General features: G+C 76.1%; 16 protein-coding genes. 10 read left to right on the top strand and 6 right to left on the bottom strand.

All coding sequences use genetic code 11. The features are described from left to right. Positions 1 to 224: 224 nt before the first annotated feature. From KVT14_RS05710 to KVT14_RS05700, 3 genes are all read left to right on the top strand, one after another. Positions 225 to 1,553: a hemolysin family protein gene (locus tag KVT14_RS05710; protein WP_217614790.1), complete on the top strand. Its 1,329-nt coding sequence runs from the start codon at positions 225 to 227 to the stop codon at positions 1,551 to 1,553. An 85-nt stretch (positions 1,554 to 1,638) separates the two neighbouring features. Then, on the top strand, positions 1,639 to 2,046 hold the full coding sequence (locus tag KVT14_RS05705; RefSeq protein ID WP_217614789.1) for an ATP-binding protein: 408 nt from the start codon (positions 1,639 to 1,641) through the stop codon (positions 2,044 to 2,046). 65 nt (positions 2,047 to 2,111) lie between these two features. After that, complete coding sequence (locus tag KVT14_RS05700) at positions 2,112 to 2,711, top strand: potassium channel family protein (RefSeq protein WP_217614788.1); 600 nt, start codon at positions 2,112 to 2,114, stop codon at positions 2,709 to 2,711. A 52-nt stretch (positions 2,712 to 2,763) separates the two neighbouring features. Here the strand turns inward: KVT14_RS05700 and KVT14_RS05695 are convergent, their stop codons facing one another. Then, entirely contained in the window at positions 2,764 to 3,210 is a 447-nt protein-coding gene (locus KVT14_RS05695) for an SHOCT domain-containing protein (RefSeq protein WP_217614787.1), read from the bottom strand. A gap of 180 nt (positions 3,211 to 3,390) precedes the next feature. On the opposite strand from KVT14_RS05695, the gene KVT14_RS05690 reads away from it, so the two are divergent. Then, complete coding sequence (locus tag KVT14_RS05690) at positions 3,391 to 4,314, top strand: NADP-dependent oxidoreductase (RefSeq protein ID WP_217614786.1); 924 nt, start codon at positions 3,391 to 3,393, stop codon at positions 4,312 to 4,314. A 105-nt stretch (positions 4,315 to 4,419) separates the two neighbouring features. Here KVT14_RS05690 and KVT14_RS05685 read toward each other — a convergent pair whose 3' ends face one another. From KVT14_RS05685 to KVT14_RS05670, 4 genes are all read right to left on the bottom strand, one after another. Beyond that, positions 4,420 to 6,183 carry an ABC transporter ATP-binding protein gene (locus KVT14_RS05685; protein WP_308160909.1) on the bottom strand — a complete coding sequence of 588 codons (1,764 nt, stop codon included), beginning with the start codon at positions 6,181 to 6,183 and terminating at the stop codon, positions 4,420 to 4,422. After that, a complete protein-coding gene (locus tag KVT14_RS05680; protein WP_217614837.1) occupies positions 6,180 to 6,926 on the bottom strand; it encodes an ABC transporter permease in 747 nt (248 codons plus the stop codon). Before KVT14_RS05680 ends, KVT14_RS05685 begins: the two co-directional genes overlap by 4 nt. A 188-nt stretch (positions 6,927 to 7,114) precedes the next feature. Beyond that, the gene (locus KVT14_RS05675) at positions 7,115 to 8,164 is read right to left on the bottom strand and encodes an ABC transporter permease (RefSeq protein WP_308160908.1); all 1,050 of its coding nucleotides are present in this window, start codon (positions 8,162 to 8,164) and stop codon (positions 7,115 to 7,117) included. A 5-nt stretch (positions 8,165 to 8,169) separates the two neighbouring features. Beyond that, positions 8,170 to 9,840 carry an ABC transporter substrate-binding protein gene (locus KVT14_RS05670; RefSeq protein ID WP_217614785.1) on the bottom strand — a complete coding sequence of 557 codons (1,671 nt, stop codon included), beginning with the start codon at positions 9,838 to 9,840 and terminating at the stop codon, positions 8,170 to 8,172. A gap of 143 nt (positions 9,841 to 9,983) precedes the next feature. Between KVT14_RS05670 and KVT14_RS05665 the strand changes: the two genes are divergently transcribed. From KVT14_RS05665 to KVT14_RS05640, 6 genes are all read left to right on the top strand, one after another. Next, complete coding sequence (locus KVT14_RS05665; protein ID WP_308160907.1) at positions 9,984 to 10,577, top strand: helix-turn-helix domain-containing protein; 594 nt, start codon at positions 9,984 to 9,986, stop codon at positions 10,575 to 10,577. Between the two features lie 268 nt (positions 10,578 to 10,845). Further along, entirely contained in the window at positions 10,846 to 11,373 is a 528-nt protein-coding gene (locus KVT14_RS05660) for a hypothetical protein (protein ID WP_217614784.1), read from the top strand. Positions 11,374 to 11,467: 94 nt separating this feature from the next. Beyond that, a complete protein-coding gene (locus KVT14_RS05655) occupies positions 11,468 to 12,847 on the top strand; it encodes a UTP--glucose-1-phosphate uridylyltransferase (RefSeq protein ID WP_217614783.1) in 1,380 nt (459 codons plus the stop codon). 213 nt (positions 12,848 to 13,060) lie between these two features. Further along, positions 13,061 to 14,356, top strand: a complete 1,296-nt coding sequence (locus KVT14_RS05650) for an MFS transporter (protein WP_217614782.1) — start codon at positions 13,061 to 13,063, stop codon at positions 14,354 to 14,356. 365 nt (positions 14,357 to 14,721) lie between these two features. Then, positions 14,722 to 15,987, top strand: a complete 1,266-nt coding sequence (locus KVT14_RS05645) for an APC family permease (RefSeq protein WP_217614781.1) — start codon at positions 14,722 to 14,724, stop codon at positions 15,985 to 15,987. 49 nt (positions 15,988 to 16,036) lie between these two features. Next, positions 16,037 to 16,645, top strand: a complete 609-nt coding sequence (locus KVT14_RS05640; RefSeq protein WP_217614780.1) for a DUF664 domain-containing protein — start codon at positions 16,037 to 16,039, stop codon at positions 16,643 to 16,645. A gap of 9 nt (positions 16,646 to 16,654) precedes the next feature. Here KVT14_RS05640 and KVT14_RS05635 read toward each other — a convergent pair whose 3' ends face one another. Further along, the gene (locus KVT14_RS05635; RefSeq protein WP_217614779.1) at positions 16,655 to 17,647 is read right to left on the bottom strand and encodes a Gfo/Idh/MocA family protein; all 993 of its coding nucleotides are present in this window, start codon (positions 17,645 to 17,647) and stop codon (positions 16,655 to 16,657) included. Between the last annotated feature and the right edge of the window lie 2 nt (positions 17,648 to 17,649).

Below are 17,649 nucleotides of genomic sequence, written 5' to 3'. Positions count from 1 at the left end.
CCGACCTGCACGGACGGGCCGTTCCGCGTGCCGATCCGGGGACGTGCTGTGCGCGTCCTGTGCGCACCGGGTCCCGCGCCGCCAGCGGTTGACGACAGCCCCGGACGTTTCTGGAATGGTGCGATGTCGCCTCCCGACCAGCCCTGCAGTCCCGTGCGGCGAGCCCGCACCACCCCGCGCACCGGCCCGACGGCCCGCGCCGACCGCCCGGGGGCTCGCCGCTGATGGACTCCGAGACCTGGGGCAACATCGCCCTCGTCCTGCTCTTCATCCTGATCGGCGGCGTGTTCGCCGGGACGGAGATCGCGCTCGTCTCGCTCCGCGAGAGCCAGATCAACCACCTCGAGCGGCAGAGCGCCCGGGGCGCGCGGGTCGCGTCCGTCGCCAGGGACCCGAACCGGTTCCTCGCCGCGGTGCAGATCGGTGTCACGGTCGCGGGGTTCTTCTCCGCCGCGTACGGCGCCTCCACGATCGCCCCCGACTTCGCGCCCGTCATCGAGGCGCTCGGGGTGTCCGAGGGCCTCGCGGGCACCATCGCGCTCGTCGCCCTGACCCTCGTGATCGCCTACCTGTCGCTGGTGCTCGGCGAGCTCGTCCCCAAGCGCATCGCGCTCCAGCAGTCCGGGCGGGTCGCGCTGGCGGTCGCCCCGCCGCTGGACCGGTTCGCCACGCTGATGCGCCCGGTGATCTGGCTGCTCTCGAAGTCGACGAACCTGCTCGTCCGGCTGTTCGGCGGCGACCCGCACGCCACCAGCGAGGAGATGTCCGAGGCCGAGCTCCGCGACCTCGTCATCGCCCACCAGGGCCTGCCCGAGGACGAGCGCCGCATCCTCGGCGACGTGTTCGCCGCGACCGACCGCTCGGTCGCGGAGGTCATGCGCCCGCGGCCCGAGGTGCACTTCCTCGAGGCCGACCTCACCCTCGCCGACGCGCTCGACCAGGTCCGCGAGCAGCCCTGGTCCCGGTACCCCGTCATCGGCGAGGACTTCGACGACGTCCTGGGGTTCCTGCACATCCGCGAGCTGCTCGAGGCCACCGACCGCACCGGCGTCCGGGTCCGGGACGTCATGCGCGAGATCGTGGTGCTCCCCGGCACGAACAAGCTCCTGCCGTCGCTGTCGTCCATGCGCCGTGAGGGCGTGCACATCGCGGTCGTCGTCGACGAGTACGGCGGCACCGACGGCATCGTGACGCTCGAGGACCTGGTCGAGGAGCTCGTCGGCGACATCCGCGACGAGTACGACATGCCCGGGTCCTCGGGGGCCGAGGCCCGCGAGGGCGCGCCCGGCTCCTACGACGCCGGCATCACCATCGAGGAGTTCACCGAGCTCACCGGGGTGCCGCTCGCCGACGGGCCGTACGAGACCGTCGCGGGGTTCGTGATCGCGCGGCTCGGCCGGCTGGGCGAGGTCGGCGACGCCGTGGACGTCGACGGGCACCGGGTCGAGGTCACCGCGGTCGACGGCCGGCGCATCGCGCGGGTGCGGGTCGTGCCGCCGCCCGAGGAGCCGGCGGCGCCGGACCCGGGCGGGCCCGGGGAGATCAGCGGCTGACCCGCGTCCGGGATGCGCGCGGCGCCTCCGTGCCCCACCCTGTTGCCAGCCTGCCGGGACCGGGCACGACGAGGAGGGAGCGCGCGTGGGCCACCGACCGCACCGCCTCGTGCTCGACCCCGAGCCCGGCTCCGTCGCGACCGGCCGCCGCTGGGCCGCGCACGAGGCCGAGCTCGGCCACGCGACCGCCGAGGCGGCCCGCACCGTCGAGCTGCTGACCAGCGAGATCCTCACCAACGCCGTCGTGCACACCCGCGCGCACCGGCACATCGCCCTCACCGCCGAGTGCCACGACGACTGCGTCCGGGTCGAGGTCACCGACCCCGACCCCACGCTGCCGCTGGTGAAGCCGGGCAACGCGCGCCGGATCGGCGGCCACGGGATGCGCCTGGTCGACGCGCTCGCCACGGCGTGGGGCATCGAGCTGCACCCGGGGCGCGGCAAGACCGTCTGGTTCGAGACCCCCGCGAGCACGCACGGGCTGACGGCCTGACCGCCTGACGACACCGCCCGCGGCGGGCGATGCCGCCACCGCCCCAGCGACACCACGATGGCCGGATGGAGGCGCAGCCGGCCCCGCCCGCACCGTCCCGACCGCACGACGCCACGCGGCCGTCCGGCCGACGCGCCCGGCTGCGCACCGCCCTGCGCACCGTCGGCAGCACGGCGCTGATCGTCGGCCTGTACCTGGGCCGGCCGCTGGACCGCGCGACGCCGGCGACGCTCGTGCTGCTCGTCGCCGGCCTCACGCTGCTGGTGCTGCTGCTCGGCTGGCAGATCCGCAGCGTCGTCCGGTCCCCGTACCCGGTGCTGCGCGCCATCGAGGCCTTCGTGACCGCGACGGTGCTGTTCGTCGTGCTGTTCGCCGCCGGGTACACCTCGCTGTCGGAGTCGACGCCGGGCTCCTTCACCGAGCCCGTCGACCGGCTGGACGCGATCTACTTCACGATGACCGTGCTGGCGACCGTCGGGTTCGGCGACATCACGCCCGTCACGGGCCCCGCGCGCATGGTCGTGACCCTCCAGATGGTGTGCGGGTTCGCGTTCGCGGCGCTCGTGGGGCGGGAGTTCCTGGCGGCGGTCCGGCGCGCGCAGGACGGGCAGGACGGCGCGGGCGGCCCGCCACCCCCGGGCCCGCCGCCGGCGAGCGGCGCCTGAGCGCGCGTCCGCGCCGACCGAGCCCGCGCCGGCGCCCGGGCCTGCGCCGGCCTCAGGCGGGTGCGCGGTGCGCGCCCGTCCCGTCCGCGCCCGTCGTCGCCGCCCGCGCCTGCCCCAGCGCGTGGTCCTTCAGCGCGGCGAACTCCTCCGCGCTGATCGCGCCCTCGTCCAGCAGCGCTTTGGCCTGCGCGATCTGCTGGCCCGGGGACCCCGAGCCGGCGACCTCCCGGATGTAGGCGTCGCCCGCCTTCCGCGCCGACACCGCGGCCCGGGTGCTGCGCTCGGCCATCCCGCGCCCACGCGCGATCAGGTACACCAGCGCGGTCACGAACGGCAGCACCAGCAGGAAGATCAGCCAGACCGCCTTCCACCACCCGCTGAGCTCCCGGTCCCGGAACAGGTCCGTGATGATCGAGAACAGCGCGAACAGGTAGGCGATGAAGACGAACGCCCACACGAACCACCAGATGATGTCCCAGAAGTCGGACCAGAACTCCACCGCCACCACGCTCCTCGTGCGACAGGCCGGCGATCCGGCCGGGACGGCGGGCGGCGCCGGACGGCGCCCCTGCCCCGCACGCTAGGACGGGCGGTCGCGGGCCGGACCACCCGGTCGGGATGAGCCGTGACCCGCGCCACGGCCCGGAATGCCCCGGACCGGCGGCCCGTTCGCACCGGTATGAGAGCTGTCGTGTACGAGGAGTTCGGCGGGGCCGACGTGCTCCGGGTCGTCGACCGTCCGGAGCCCCACATCGGGGCGGACGCCGTGGTCGTGAAGGTCGCCGCCGCGTCCCTGAACCCGGTCGACTACAAGATCCGCGAGGGGTACCTCCGCGGCCTGATGGACGTGCACTTCCCGGCGGTCCCCGCCTGGGACGTGTCCGGCACCGTCGTGAAGGCCGGGCTCGACACCCCCGAGCTGCAGGTCGGCGACGAGGTGCTGGCCTACGCCCGCAAGGACGTCGTGCAGGACGGCACCCTGGCCGAGTACGTGGCGGTCCCCGTGCGGACCGCGGCGAAGAAGCCGGCCGGGCTGTCGTTCGAGGAGGCCGCCGCGCTGCCGCTGGCCGGGCTCACGGCGCTGCAGAGCATCCGCCGCGCCGGGCTCGCCGAGGGCCAGACCGTCCTGGTGCACGCCGCGGCCGGCGGGGTCGGCTCGATCGCCGTGCAGCTGGCCGTGCACGCCGGGGCCCGCGTCGTCGGCACCGCCTCCGAGCGGAACCACGACTACCTGCGCTCGCTCGGCGCCGAGCCGGTCGCGTACGGCGACGGCCTGGTCGAGGCCGCGCGCGCCGCCGTTGCCGGCGGCTTCGACGTCGTGCTCGACTACGTCGGCGGCCAGGCGGTCGAGACCGCGCCGGCGCTCCTGCGCCCGGGCGGCACGATCGCGTCGATCACCGACGCCCGCGCCCGCGACGAGCTCGGCGGCCAGTACGTGTGGGTCCGCCCCGACAGCGCCGACCTGGCGCACCTGGCCGACCTCGCGGCGCGCGGCGTCGTCAAGGTCGAGATCGCGGCGACCTACCCGCTCGAGGAGACCGCCGAGGCGTACCGCGCCCTGGAGACCGGCCACACCCGCGGCAAGATCGTCGTCACCGTCTGACCCGCGCCGCCGAGCGCGGCGGCTCGGACCGAGCGCGGTGCCCGGCGCCGAGCGCGGTGGCTCGGGCTGCCGCGCTCGGCGCGGACGACGGCGCTCGGCGGCGCGTCACACCGCGCGGGCCGCGAGCAGGTCGCGGGTGACGGGGTGGGCCGGGGCGCCGAAGACGTCCGGCACCGGGCCCTGCTCGACCACCCGGCCGCCGCTCATCACGAGCACCCGGTCGCACACCCGCCGGATCACGCCGAGATCGTGCGACACCAGCACCATCGCCGCGCCGGTGTCCCGGCGCAGCTCGACCAGCAGGTCGAGGATCGCCGCCTGCACCTGGACGTCCAGCGCGGACACCGGCTCGTCGAGCAGCAGCACCCGCGGCTCCGAGGCGAGCGCCCGGGCGATCGCCACCCGCTGCCGCTGCCCCCCGGACAGGGTCCGGGGCCGCCGGTCCAGGACCGCCGCGGGCAGGTGCACGCGCGCGAGCAGCGCGGCCGCCGCGGCGTCCCGGTCCGCACGGGCGGGCGGCCGGGGCCCCGTCGCGAGCGCCGCCCGCAGCACCGCCCGCACCGTCGACCGCGGGTCGACGGTGCCCAGCGGGTCCTGCGGCACCAGGCGGACACCCGACCGGAGCCCGCGCCGCTCCCGCTCGGGCAGCGCCGACCACGGCCGGCCGTCCAGCAGCACCTCCCCGGCGTCCGGGGCGTCGGCGGCGAGGAGGAGCCGGGCCAGCGTCGTCTTGCCCGACCCCGACTCCCCCACCAGCCCCACGGCCTCGCCCGCGCGCACCGCGACGTCCACGTCGTCGACCGCCGTCACCGCCCCGCCGCCGGGCAGCGGGAACACCCGGCGCAGCCCGTGGCCCTCGAGCACCGCTGCGCCCGGCTCCGGGACCGCGCCCGGCCCCGCGCCCAGCCGCGCGGCCGCGACCAGCTCGCGGGTGTACCCGTGCCGGGGCGCACCGAGCACGTCGGCGGTGGCGCCCTCCTCGACGACCCGGCCGTCCCGCAGCACCACGACCCGGTCGGCGACCCGCGCCACGGCGCCGAGGTCGTGCGTCACCAGGACGACCGCGGTGCCCGCGTCGCGGAGGTCACCGAGCAGGGCGAGCACCCGGGCCGCGACCGTCGCGTCGAGCGCCGTCGTGGGCTCGTCCGCGACGAGCAGGGGTGGCCGGGCGACCACGGCGGACGCGATGAGCGCGCGCTGCCGCATGCCGCCGGACAGCTCCCCCGGGCGCTGCCGCGCGCGCACCGCGGGGTCGGGCAGCCCGGCCTCGTCGAGCGCGGCCAGCACCCGCTCGGCGCGGTCGACCCGGGAGACCCGCGGCGTCCCCGGATCCCCGTCGGATCCTCGCGCGGCACCCTGATCGATCGGGTGGCGGCGCGAGGATCGGCGGGGGAACGAGAGGCCGCGCGCGCCCGCCGCGCCGCCGGCACCCGGCCGGCGCACCGCGAGCGCCTCGCCCACCTCGGCCCCGACGGTGCACAGCGGGTCCAGCGAGCCGAGGGCGTCCTGCAGCACCAGGCCGACGTCCCGCCCGCGCGCCGCGCGCCAGTCCCGCTCGGTGAACCGCAGCGCGTCCCGGCCGAGCAGCGCGAGCCGGTGCGCCCGGACGTCCGCGCGCGCCCCCTCGCCCGCGAGCCCCACGAGCGTGCGCGCCAGCACCGACTTGCCCGCGCCGGACCCGCCGACGACCGCGACGCACTCGCCTGCCGCCACGCGCAGATCGACGCCGTGCAGCACCTCGGCGCCGCCCGGGAACGCGACGCGCAGCCCGGCGACGTCGAGCACCGGCACCCCGTCGCCCGCACCGCCGTCGCCGGCCTCACCGAGCGCCGCCCCCGGCCCACCGGCCTCCCCGACCCGCCCCGTCACGACGCCACCGCCCCGACCCGGCGGCCGAGCACCGTCAGCGCCGCCGCGGTCACCGTGATCGCGAGCCCGGGGAACACCGTCAGCCACCACGCCGTGTCGATGTACACCCGGCCGGCGTTGAGCATCGCCCCCCACTCCGGCGACGGCGGCAGCGTCCCCAGCCCGAGGAAGCTCAGCGCGCACACCCACACCACCGCCTGCCCGATCCCGAGGGTCGCGACCGACACCAGCGGCCAGAGCGTGTTCGGCACGACGTGCCGGCGCAGCACGGTGAGCGGCGGGTGCCCCTCGAGCCGGGCCGCCTCCACGTACCCGCTGGTGGCCACCGACCGCACCCGGGCGCGCAGCATCCGGGCGTACCCCGGCGCGGTCGCCGCGCCGACGGCCAGCACCGACGCCTCCACCCCCGCCCCGAGCACGGCGACCAGCAGCAGCGCGAGCACGAGCGTCGGCAGCGCGAACAGCACCTCGAGCACCCGCCCGATCCCGGCGTCGAGCCAGCGCGGCCCGAGCCCCGCGGCGAACCCCAGCACCAGCCCGGCGCCGACGCCGATCGCGGTCGCGGCCGCGCCGATGCCGAGCGACGCCGCCGCGCCGTGCACGACGCGGGTGTAGACGTCGCGGCCGGACTCGTCGGTGCCGAACCAGTGGCCGGGCTCCGGCGCCGTGAACGCCGCGCGCGCGTCGATCGCATTCGGGTCGCCCGGGGCCAGCACGTCGGGCCAGAGCACCGCGACGGCCATCCAGAGCACCGCGAGCGCGGCGAGCACGCCCGGGACGCCGAGCCCGCGCACCACCGCGACGGCACCGGCGACCAGCCGCGACCGCGCGCCCCCGGCCCCGGCACGTCCCGGACCCCCCGGGCCGCCCGCGCCCCCGCGCGCGCCGTGCCCGTCGTCCGCGGCGCCCCGCCGCTCCGCCGCCACTGCCGTCACCCGAGCACCGCCGGCTCCCCGGCGCGCGCGGCCGGTGCCGCCCCGCCCGGCGCCCCGGGCACCTCGGCGGCACCCCGCAGCCGCGGGTCGAGCAGCCGCTCGGCGACGTCGACCAGCAGCATCACCACGACGTACGCCAGCGCGACGACCACCACGGCCCCGACGACCACGGGCACGTCCCGCTGCATCGTCGCGTCGAGCAGGAGCCGGCCGAGCCCCGGGCGGCCGAACAGCGTCTCGACGACGACGGCCCCGCTGAGCAGCGACCCGAACGCCCACCCCGACAGGGAGACCGCGGGCAGCACCCCGTGCCGCAGCGTGTGCCGCCAGAGCACCCGCACCGGCGACGCCCCACGGGCCCGCGCGCTGGTGGCGAACGGCGCCGCCGCCGCCTCCTCCAGCGAGTCGCGCATGACCTGTCCCAGGAACCCCGCGACCGGGACCGCGAGCGTGACCGTCGGCAGCACCAGGCCCGCGAGGTCGGTGCCGCTGCTCGTCGCGGGGAACCAGCCGAGCGTCGACGAGAACACCACGATCAGCACGGCCCCGAGCCAGAAGTGCGGCAGCACCGCCGCCACGACCTCGGCCCCGCGCAGCGCCGCCGCGCACGCCCGGCCGACCGGCCCGGTGGCCCGCACCGCGAGCGTCGCCACGGCGAGCGCCAGCACCCACGCGAGGACGAGCGCCAGCACCGCGAGCAGCATCGTCCCGGGCAGCTGCTCGGCCAACAGGTCGGAGACCGGCACCCGGCGCGCGTACGAGTCGCCGAGGTCGAACGTCGCCACCCGCCAGAGCTGCACCAGGTACTGCACGACGAGCGGCTGGTCGAGCCCGTACTGCGCCCGCGCGGCGGCGACCGCCTCCGGTCCCGCCTGGGAGCCGGGTCCGCCGAGGATCGCCTCGGTCGGGTCGCCGCCGGCCGCGCGGAGCGCGAAGAACACCACCGTCGCGACCACCCAGGCCACGAGGGCCGCTGCGCCGAGGCGCACCAGCAGCCACCGCAGCCACGGGCGGCGGACCGCCCGGCGAACGGCGACGGCGCGCACGGCGGTCAGGACCCGAGTCGGGCGTCGAGGAACGTCGGCGTGGACACGGTGTCGAGCGTCCGCATCCCGGTGACGCCGCGGGTGAGGAAGTGGTTCTGCTGGTCGTAGAGCGGGAGGATGTAGTAGCCCTCCAGCACGATCTGCTGCGCCTGCTCGTAGAGGTCGGCGCGCTCGGCGTCGTCGGCCGTGGCAGCGGCGCGGTCCAGCAGGTCGTCCAGCTCCGGGTCCGTCACCTGCGCGTGGTTGGCGAAGTAGCCGCTCGGCGCCGGGACCGTGCCGTCCGAGTGGTAGAGGATCCGCAGCACGTCCGGGCCGACCTTCGTGTAGGGCGCGGACACGGCCTCGTACTCGTTCGCGCCGAGCGCGGCGTACCAGGCTGACAGGTCGCTCGGGGTCAGGACGACCTCGAAGCCCACGGCCTTCGCGTTCGCCTGGATCTGCTCGAACAGCGACTGCTCCGCGGCCACCGACTGGTTGGTGCTCACCGGGAACCGCACGGTCAGACGCTGCCCGTCCTTGGTCCGGTAGCCCTCGTCGTCCGTGGCGGTCCAGCCGGCCTCGTCGAGCAGCTGCTCCGCGCGGTCGGTGTCCGTGGTGAACAGGTCCTCGTCGCCGTACGCGGTCGGCTCCACGCTCGACAGCGGGGAGTGCGACCGGGTCGCGGTGCCGGCGAACAGGGTCTCGATGCCCGGGTCCGGGTCGGCCGCGCGGACGAACGCCTCGCGCACCCGGACGTCGTCGAACGGCGGCTGCGCGCTGTTCAGCTCGATCCGGTTGGACGAGCCGGGCCGCGGCGCGTCGACGTGGGTGATGTCGCCGCCCTGCTCGGCCTGCGCGATCGCGTCGGGCTGCGGGTTGTCGATCACCTGCACCTCGCCGGAGCGGAGCGCCGCGTACCGGGTCGCCGCGTCGGGGACGAACCGCCAGACGATCTCGTCGAGGTAGGCGGGGCCGTCGTGCTCCGCCTGCGGGTCGAGCGGCACGTACTCGTCGTTGCGCACCAGGGTCACCTGCTGCTGCGGCACCCACTCGTCCACGACGAACGGGCCGGTGCCGACGGGGGCCGCGCAGTTCTCGTCCGTCCCGCGCTCGATGCCGGCGGGCGACTCCATCGCGGTCCACTGCTGGCTCAGCGACTCCAGGAGCGCGGAGTCCGGCTCGGTGAGGTGGAACCGGGCGTGCGTCGCGTCCACGACCTCGACGGACTCGACCTTCTGCACCGCGAGGTAGCCGGTCGACGAGCCGGTGTCCGGGTCCTGCAGGTGCTCGATGTTCGCCTGGACCGCCGCGGCGTCGAACGGGGTGCCGTCCGTGAACGTCACGTCGTCGACGAGGGTGAAGTCCCAGGTCAGCAGGTCGTCGCTGACCGACCACTCGCTGGCGAGCCACGGCAGGATGGTGCCGTCCGCGTCCCGGCCGACCAGCGGCTCCAGGTACTGGGTGCTGATCAGGGCCTGCGGGTAGTTGCCGCCGACGTGCGGGTCGAGGCAGGTGGGCTCGGCGTCGCCGGTCGCGTAGACCAGCGTGCCGCCGTCCCGCGGCGTCGAGGCGTCGTCGGCGTCCCCGCCGGAGCCGGTGCACGCCGCCAGGGCGAGGGCGGCGACGGCGGCCAGCGCGGCGACGGCGGCCAGCGCGGCGCCGGTGCGGGCGCGGGTCGGACGGAGGGCGTGGGGCACGGGTCCACCTCGGGCGTCGGGGTCCGGTCGCGGCTCGTCGACCGACCGGCTTATTGCACTGCGTCCAACAATAGGCCGGGTCGCGCGGGGATCCCGCCCCACCGGCTGTGATCCCGGTCCCACCGCCCGCCTAGCATGGGCGCGTGCCCAGCCCCGCCGCCCCCCGCCGGTCCGGGCGCCCGCACGCCTCCTCGCGGGCGATGCTCGAGGAGGCCGCGGGCGAGCTGTTCCTCGAGCGGGGGTACGCCACCACCTCGGTCGCCGACATCACGCAGCGCGCGGGTGTCTCGCGGAGCACATTCTTCAACTACTTCACCGCGAAGTCCGACCTGCTGTGGGCGGCGTTCGACGAGCGGGTCGAGGCGCTGCGGGCCGCCCTCGCGGCCGGACCGGCGGACGCGACCCCGGGCGAGGTCGTCGAGGCGGCCCTGCGCGACCTCGCCGCCCGGCTCCCCGCCGAGCACGTCGCCCTCGCCTTCACCCAGGCCGACACGATGGGGCTCGGCGACGACCTCCGGCTGGCGGCCGCGCGCCGCGCCGCCGACCTCGGCGCCACCATCGCGGCGTACGCCGCGGGCCGCGGCGTCGAGCCCCTGCACGCCCGGGTGGCGGGCGCGGCCTGGGCCGGGGCGCTCGTCGCGGCGGTCGAGGCGTGGGCCCGGGCGGGAGCGGAGCGGACCCGGCTGCCGGACCTGCTCGACCGCGCGCTCGCGCCGGTGCGCGGCGCGCTGGGCTGACGAGCCGGGCGGCCCCGCACAGCGCGAGACCCGAGCGCCACAACCGTCCGGAAGGGTCTCGGGTCCACTTCCCGCCGCTAGTGCAGCGGGCTGCTCCCACGGTAGCGGCCCATCAGGCCCGACTCAACGGTGATCGCCGAGCGGACATGTGGGTGAGAACCGGGACACTCCACCACCTCTGGACGGACGGCCTGGGGACGACGCCGACCGGGTCGGCGCGTCCTCCCTATCGTCGAGCCATGACGGCGCCCGACCACCCCGCACCTGCATGACGACGTACGCACTCGCGGACGAGAGCAAGAGGTCGGACTACGTCCTGGCGGTCGCGCTCCTCCGGCGCGGGGACGCCGCCGCCGCGCGGCGCGCGATCCGGGCGCTCCACCTCCCCGGCCAGAGCCGGCTCCACATGGTCAAGGAACGCGCGTCACGACAGCGGGCGATCCTCTCGACGATCGCCAGCACGCCGGGCACCGTGGGCATCTACCGCGTCGGTCGCGGCACGAACGATCGAGAGCGGCGACGGAGATGCCTCGACCGGCTCGTGCGCGACCTCGCGGGACGGGGCGAGACGCACCTGGTGCTCGAGCTCGACGAGACCCTCGTCGAGCCGGATCGCGCGGCCCTCTACGCGGCAGCGCGTCACGCCAGGTGCCAGGACCGACTCCGGTACACGCACGCCCGCGCCGCGACGGAGCCCCTCCTCGCGATCCCCGACGCCGTCGCGTGGGCGTGGAGCCAGGGCGGTGACTGGCGACGCCGCACCTCGGGCATCGTCACCCTCGTCGTCGACGCGTGAGCGGAGCGCGCGTCGCCCGCCGTTCACCTGCTCGCCGCGCGCCACCGCCCGCGCGTGTGGCCCCGTCTCACCCGGTGTTCCTAGGATCGACCCCATGAGCGACACCGGACTGCGGCAGGCCCAGGACAAGATGGCGGCGGCCGGGGTGGCCCCGACCGCGATCGACGTCTTCACCCACTACTACCGGGAGCTCGAGGCGGGGGCCACCGGCCTCATCCCCGAGGGCACCATCGACCCCCTGCTCGACCCCCCGCTGCTCGCGGACGTCGACATCGACCCCGAGGCGGCGCGCGAGGCGTTCGCGAAGACCGCGATCATCAAGCTCAACGGCGGCCTCGGCACCTCGATGGGCATGGACAAGGCCAAGTCGCTGCTCCCGGTGCGCGACGGGAAGTCGTTCCTCGACCTCATCGTCGAGCAGGTGCAGCACGCCCGCGCCGAGACCGGCGCCCGCCTGCCGCTCATCCTCATGAACTCGTTCCGCACCCAGGCCGACTCGCTCGCCGCGCTGGCGGAGCACGAGGGCCTGGCCGTCGACGGCCTGCCGCTGGACTTCCTGCAGAACCAGGAGCCCAAGCTCCGCACGGACGACCTGACCCCGGTGACCTGGGAGGCCGACCCGACGCTGGAGTGGTGCCCCCCGGGCCACGGCGACCTGTACACGGCGCTGCTCGCCTCGGGCGTGCTGCAGCAGCTGCTGGACGCGGGCTTCCGGTACGCGTCGGTGTCGAACTCGGACAACCTCGGCGCCGCGCCGAACCCGACCATCGCCGGCTGGTTCGCCGCCTCGGGCGCGCCGTACGCCGCCGAGCTGTGCCGCCGCACCGCCGCCGACCGCAAGGGCGGCCACCTGGCGGTCCGGAAGTCCGACGGCCGGCTGATCCTGCGCGACACCGCGCAGACCCCCGCGGACGAGATGGACTACTTCACCGACGAGCACCGGCACCCGTACTTCCACACGAACAACCTGTGGTTCGACCTGGAGCAGATCGCCGCGGCGCTGGAGGCCCGCGGCGCGGTGCTCGGCCTGCCGCTGATCCGCAACGTCAAGACCGTCGACCCGACCGACTCCTCCTCGCCCGAGGTGTTCCAGATCGAGACGGCCATGGGCGCGGCGATCGAGGTGTTCGAGGGCGCGACCGCGATCGCCGTGGGCCGCGAGCGGTTCCTGCCGGTCAAGACGACCAACGACCTGCTGCTCCTCCGGTCCGACGCGTACGACCTCGGCGAGGACGCGACGCTGCGGCTCGCGGTCGAGAAGGCCCCGCTGGTCGACCTGGACAGCAAGGTCTACAAGACCGTGGGGAAGTTCGAGCAGCGGTTCCCCGCCGCGCCGTCGCTGCGCGGCGCGTCCTCGTTCACGGTGAAGGGCGACTGGACCTTCGAGCCGGGGGTCGTCGCGACCGGCACGGCCGTCGTGGACGCCGACGGCGCGCCGGGCACCATCGCCGGCGGCACCACGATCGGCGGCTGACCAGCGAGCTCTCCCGAGGGCCTCGACCGGTGTGCCGCGCGCACGCCGGCCGGGGCCCTCGTGCGTCCCGGCGAGCGAGTTGACATCCCGACCACCCGGTCGTAATTTCTGCGGTACCTACCAAGCGGTAGGTAGTGGTGGCGCCGGCGTCGGCCGGCCCACGACGTCTCAACGTGGAGCCGTCCGACTCCCATGACGCCGAAGAAGGTTCGCATGGACGCGCAGGCAACGGTCGCCGCCGAGGGCACCCCCTCGACGCGGGACGACATCGCCCCCGACACGGGTGCCCCGTTCACCCGGGCACGCACCCTGCGCTTCGGCGCCGGGTTCTTCGCCTACGGCCTGCTGTGGATCGTCGGCCTGCAGATCGTCGCCGCGGTGCTGCTCCCGCAGCGCCTGCGCGACATCGGCGTCGACTCCCCCGAGACCCTCCTGGGCTCCATCAGCGCGATCACCGCGATCGTGTCGCTGGTGTCGAACCTCGTGTTCGGCAACCTCTCCGACCGGACGCGCGGCCGGTTCGGCCGCCGCACCCCGTGGATCCTCGGGGGCGGCGTCCTCGGCGGCGTCTCGCTGTTCGCGATCGGCGTCCTGACCAGCCCCGGCCTGATCACGCTGTCCTACTGCATCAGCATGGTCGGCCTGAACATGATGCTGGCCCCCGCGGTCGCCGTCCTCGCGGACCGCGTGCCCGGCAAGGTCCGCGGCACCATGTCCGCGTTCTACGGCGGCGGCCTGGCCGGCGGCGCCCCGATCGGCTCGCTGGTCGGCGCCGCGTTCATCACCAACTCGCTGCCGGGCTTCGTCCTCGGCGGTGCGCTCATGGCCGTCTCGGCGGTCATCGCGCTGATCGTCTGGCCGCGCGAGAAGTCAGCCGTCGACCTGCCGCCGGCGGCCGCCGGGTTCGGCGAGCTGCTGAAGTCGTTCCGGCCGCCGCGCAAGGCGCCCGACTTCTACCTGGCCTTCGCGGGCCGCCTGTTCATGCTGGTCTCGTACCAGATGATCATGGCGTACCAGCTCTACATCGTGCAGGACCACGTCGGGCAGACCACCGCCGAGTCCGCGGCCACCATCGCCACGATGGCCGTCATCACGCTGGTCGTGTCGCTGGTCGGCTCCGTCGCCGCCGGCCCGATCTCCGACCTGATCGGCCGCCGCAAGCTCCCCGTGGTGCTGTCGAGCGTGCTGTTCGCCGTCGGTATCGCGATGCCGTGGGTCTGGCCGACCCCCGCCGGCATGTTCCTGTTCGCCGGCATCGCCGGCCTCGGCTACGGCGTCTACACGTCCGTCGACCAGGCGCTGAACGTCGACGTGCTCCCGAACGAGGAGGAGGCCGGCAAGGACCTCGGCATCCTCAACCTGTCGACCACCGCCGGCCAGACCGTCGGCCCGCTCATCACCTCGGCCCTGGTCGTGGCGACCGGCGGCTACGGGCTGGTGTTCCCGGTGTCGATCGTGGCCGCGCTGCTCGGCGCCTTCTTCATCACGCGGATCAAGTCGGTCCGCTGACCTGACACCCCGGCGGCCGCGCGCCGCACCCCCGCCACGGAGCCCCGGGCCCGGACGCACGTCCGACCCGGGGCTCCGCGCCTCTCGCACCCGCCCGCGCTCAGATCGCGGCGCCACCCCCGGCCAGCCGTCCCAGCACCGCCAGGTCCGCCCGGTCCACGTCCCGCGGCGGCGAGCGCGTCGAGCACGCGGTGCACCTCGTCGGCGTCCACCGGCGTCACCTCCCCCGGCCGCCGTGCGGCCCCACTGTGCCAGCGCGCGGACGTCCGGGGCACGCCGGACACCGCCCGGACACCTCGGTCGGCCACACTGGCCCGCGACGGCCGGGCAGGCGCCCCGCCCACGGCACCGGGGAGGACCACGGCATGAGCGGCAGCACCGGCCTGGTCCGGCGCCTCGGCCTGGGCGACGCCGTCGTCATCGGACTCGGCTCGATGGTCGGCGCCGGGGTGTTCGCCGCCTTCGCGCCCGCGGCGCAGGCCGCCGGCTCCGCGCTGCTGGTCGGGCTCGCGCTCGCCGCCGTGGTCGCCTACGCGAACGCGACGTCCTCCGCGCAGCTCGCGGCGCAGTACCCGGCGTCCGGCGGCACGTACGTCTACGGGCGCGAGCGCCTCGGCGCCTGGTGGGGGTTCCTCGCCGGCTGGTGCTTCGTGATCGGCAAGACCGCGAGCTGCGCGGCGATGGCGCTGACGTTCGCGGCGTACGCCGTGCCCTCGGGCTGGCAGCGCCCGGTCGCGGCCGGTGCCGTCGTGGCCCTCACCGCCGTCAACCTCCGCGGCGTCACCCGGACGGCGCGGCTGACCCGCGTCGTGGTGTCGGTCGCGCTGGGCGCCCTCACCACCCTCGTCGTCACCGGGCTGGCCGGCGGCGACGCGTCGTGGGCGCGGGTCGCGGTCGGCGCCGACGCGACCTGGTCCGGCGTGCTCGGGTCGGCGGGGCTGCTGTTCTTCGCGTTCGCCGGGTACGCCCGGATCGCCACCATGGGCGAGGAGGTGCGGGACCCCGCCCGGACGATCCCGCGCGCGATCCAGCTCGCCCTCGGTCTCGCGGTCCTCGTGTACGCCGCGGTCGCGGTGACGCTGCTGACCGTGCTCGGCCCGGACGCGCTGGCAGCGAGCGCCGCGCCGCTGGCCGACGCCGCCGCGGCGACGGGCCGGCCGTGGGTCGGCGCGGTGGTCCGCCTCGGCGCCGTCGCCGCCTCGCTCGGCGCGCTGCTCGCCCTGGTCGCCGGGGTCAGCCGCACCACGCTGGCGATGGCCCGCGAGGGCGACCTGCCGCGGCCGCTCGCCGCCGTGCACCCCCGGTACCGGGTGCCGCACCGCGCGGAGGTCGCGCTCGCCGTGGTGGTCGTCGTCCTGGTGCTCACGGTCGACCTGCGCGGGGCAGTCGGCTTCTCCTCGTTCGGCGTCCTGCTCTACTACCTGGTCGCGAACGCGGCCGCGCTGACCCAGGACCGGGCGCACCGGCGGTTCCCGCGCGCGCTCCAGGTGCTCGGCGCCGTCGGGTGCGTCGTGCTCGCCGCGACGCTGCCGCCCGCGTCGGTCGCCGGCGGGGCCGCCGTCGTCGCGGCGGGCGTCGCGTGGCGCGCCGTCGTGCAGGCCCGCGCCCGGCGTGTGGGTGGCCCGGCGTAGCGTCCCCCGCACCGGCGGGCCCGCCGGCGGCTCCGACGAGGGAGGCACCATGTCCGACGACGTCGCGCGGGACGACCGGGACGACCGGGACGGCTGGTGGGGTCCGCCCGTCGCCGGTGACGAGGTCGCCTCGCTGATCGGCTCCCTCGAGCGGCAGCGGGCGACGTTCGCCTGGAAGGTCGGCGGCCTGGACCGCGCGGCGCTGTCCGCCACGCTCGGCCCGTCGGCGATCACGCTCGGGGGGCTGGTGAAGCACCTGGCGTTCGTCGAGGTGTTCCACCTGTGCACCCGGGTGAACGGCCGGCGCCCGGGCGACCCGTGGGAGGGCGTCGACTGGGACGCCACCCCCGACTGGCCGTGGACCTCGGCCGCCGACGACGAGCCCGAGCACCTCTACGGCCTGTGGCGGGACTCGGTGCTGCGGGCCCGGGAGTCGCTCGCGGACGCGGTCGTCGACGGCGGGCTGGACCGGCCGATCGCCTGGTCCGACGACCCCGACGCGCGGCCGAGCGTGCGCCGGGTGCTGGTCGACCTCGTCGAGGAGTACGCGCGGCACGTCGGGCACGCGGACCTGTACCGCGAGGCGGTCGACGGCCTCGTCGGGGAGGACCCGCCGGCGGCGCCGGCCCTGTACCCGCTGCCGGAGCGCCCGGCCTGACCCGGGCGGTCAGCCCAGCGGCGCGGGCTCCCGCGGCGCCATGCCCGCCGCGCGGTACGCGTCGTCCACCAGCCGCATCGCCGCCACGGCCTGCGCGGTCCCCGACACCGGGTCCCCGCCGCGCAGCACGGCGTCGGCGAACGACCGCAGCATCCACACGTACGACGCGGTGGGGTCGACGGGCTCCTCGACGACCCGTCCGTCGGCGTGCTCGACCACGATGCGGCCGCCGTTCTGCGGCCCGTACGGGCTGTGCATGGTGATCGTCCCGCTCGTCCCGACGATCCGGGCCCGCACGCTCTGGTCCTCCGACGCGACCATGCTGGCCCGCACGGTCCCCTCGACCCCGCCCGGCAGGTCCAGGTGCACCACGATCGACGCGTCCACCCCGTCGACGTCGACCGCCTCGGCCGACCGCACCGTCGGCGCACCCAGGACGTGCGAGAGGAACCGCAGCGGGTAGACGCCCAGGTCCATCAGGGCCCCGCCGCCCATCGACTCCTGCCACCGGATGTCCCCGCGGTCGGCGATCTCGACGCAGAAGTCGGCCTCCGCGGACGTCACGTCGCCGATCACGCCCTCCGCGAGCAGCTCGCGCAGCCGCGCCCACGACGGGTGGTGCTGCGAGTGGAACGCCTCCATCACGACCAGCCCGCTCCCCGCGGCGGCGGCCTCGACGTCCTCGGCCTCGGCCGCGTTCGCCGTGAACGGCTTCTCGCAGAGCACGTGCTTGCCCGCGGCGATCGCCCGCAGCACCCACACCCCGTGCAGCGCGGCCGGGGTCGGCACGTACACCGCGTCCACGTCCGGGTCCGCGAGCAGCGCGTCGTAGTCGTCGAGCACCCGCGGGATGCCCTCCGCGTCGGCCGTCTCCTGCGCCCGGGACCGGTCGCGGGCGGCGATGGCCGTCACCTCGACCTCCGGGACGGACGCGGCGGGCGCGGCCACCGCGTCGTGCAGGATGCGAGCAGCACCGAGGACCCCGAGACGCACCGTCGACATGT

This window comes from Cellulomonas sp. GbtcB1, from assembly GCF_019091725.1.
Lineage (GTDB): Bacteria > Actinomycetota > Actinomycetes > Actinomycetales > Cellulomonadaceae > Cellulomonas.
Note: the sequence above shows the minus strand (reverse complement) of the source record. Positions and strands in the feature narration are given on the sequence as shown.

Coding starts and splice junctions, on each gene's coding strand:
- KVT14_RS05690 (WP_217614786.1), top strand. CDS start 3,391: ATGAGAGCTGTCGTGTACGAGGAGTTCGGCGGGGCCGACGTGCTCCGG.
- KVT14_RS05640 (WP_217614780.1), top strand. CDS start 16,037: ATGTCCGACGACGTCGCGCGGGACGACCGGGACGACCGGGACGGCTGG.
- KVT14_RS05645 (WP_217614781.1), top strand. CDS start 14,722: ATGAGCGGCAGCACCGGCCTGGTCCGGCGCCTCGGCCTGGGCGACGCC.
- KVT14_RS05700 (WP_217614788.1), top strand. CDS start 2,112: ATGGAGGCGCAGCCGGCCCCGCCCGCACCGTCCCGACCGCACGACGCC.
- KVT14_RS05635 (WP_217614779.1), bottom strand. CDS start 17,647: ATGTCGACGGTGCGTCTCGGGGTCCTCGGTGCTGCTCGCATCCTGCAC.
- KVT14_RS05680 (WP_217614837.1), bottom strand. CDS start 6,926: ATGGCCGTCGCGGTGCTCTGGCCCGACGTGCTGGCCCCGGGCGACCCG.
- KVT14_RS05710 (WP_217614790.1), top strand. CDS start 225: ATGGACTCCGAGACCTGGGGCAACATCGCCCTCGTCCTGCTCTTCATC.
- KVT14_RS05660 (WP_217614784.1), top strand. CDS start 10,846: ATGACGACGTACGCACTCGCGGACGAGAGCAAGAGGTCGGACTACGTC.
- KVT14_RS05655 (WP_217614783.1), top strand. CDS start 11,468: ATGAGCGACACCGGACTGCGGCAGGCCCAGGACAAGATGGCGGCGGCC.
- KVT14_RS05650 (WP_217614782.1), top strand. CDS start 13,061: ATGGACGCGCAGGCAACGGTCGCCGCCGAGGGCACCCCCTCGACGCGG.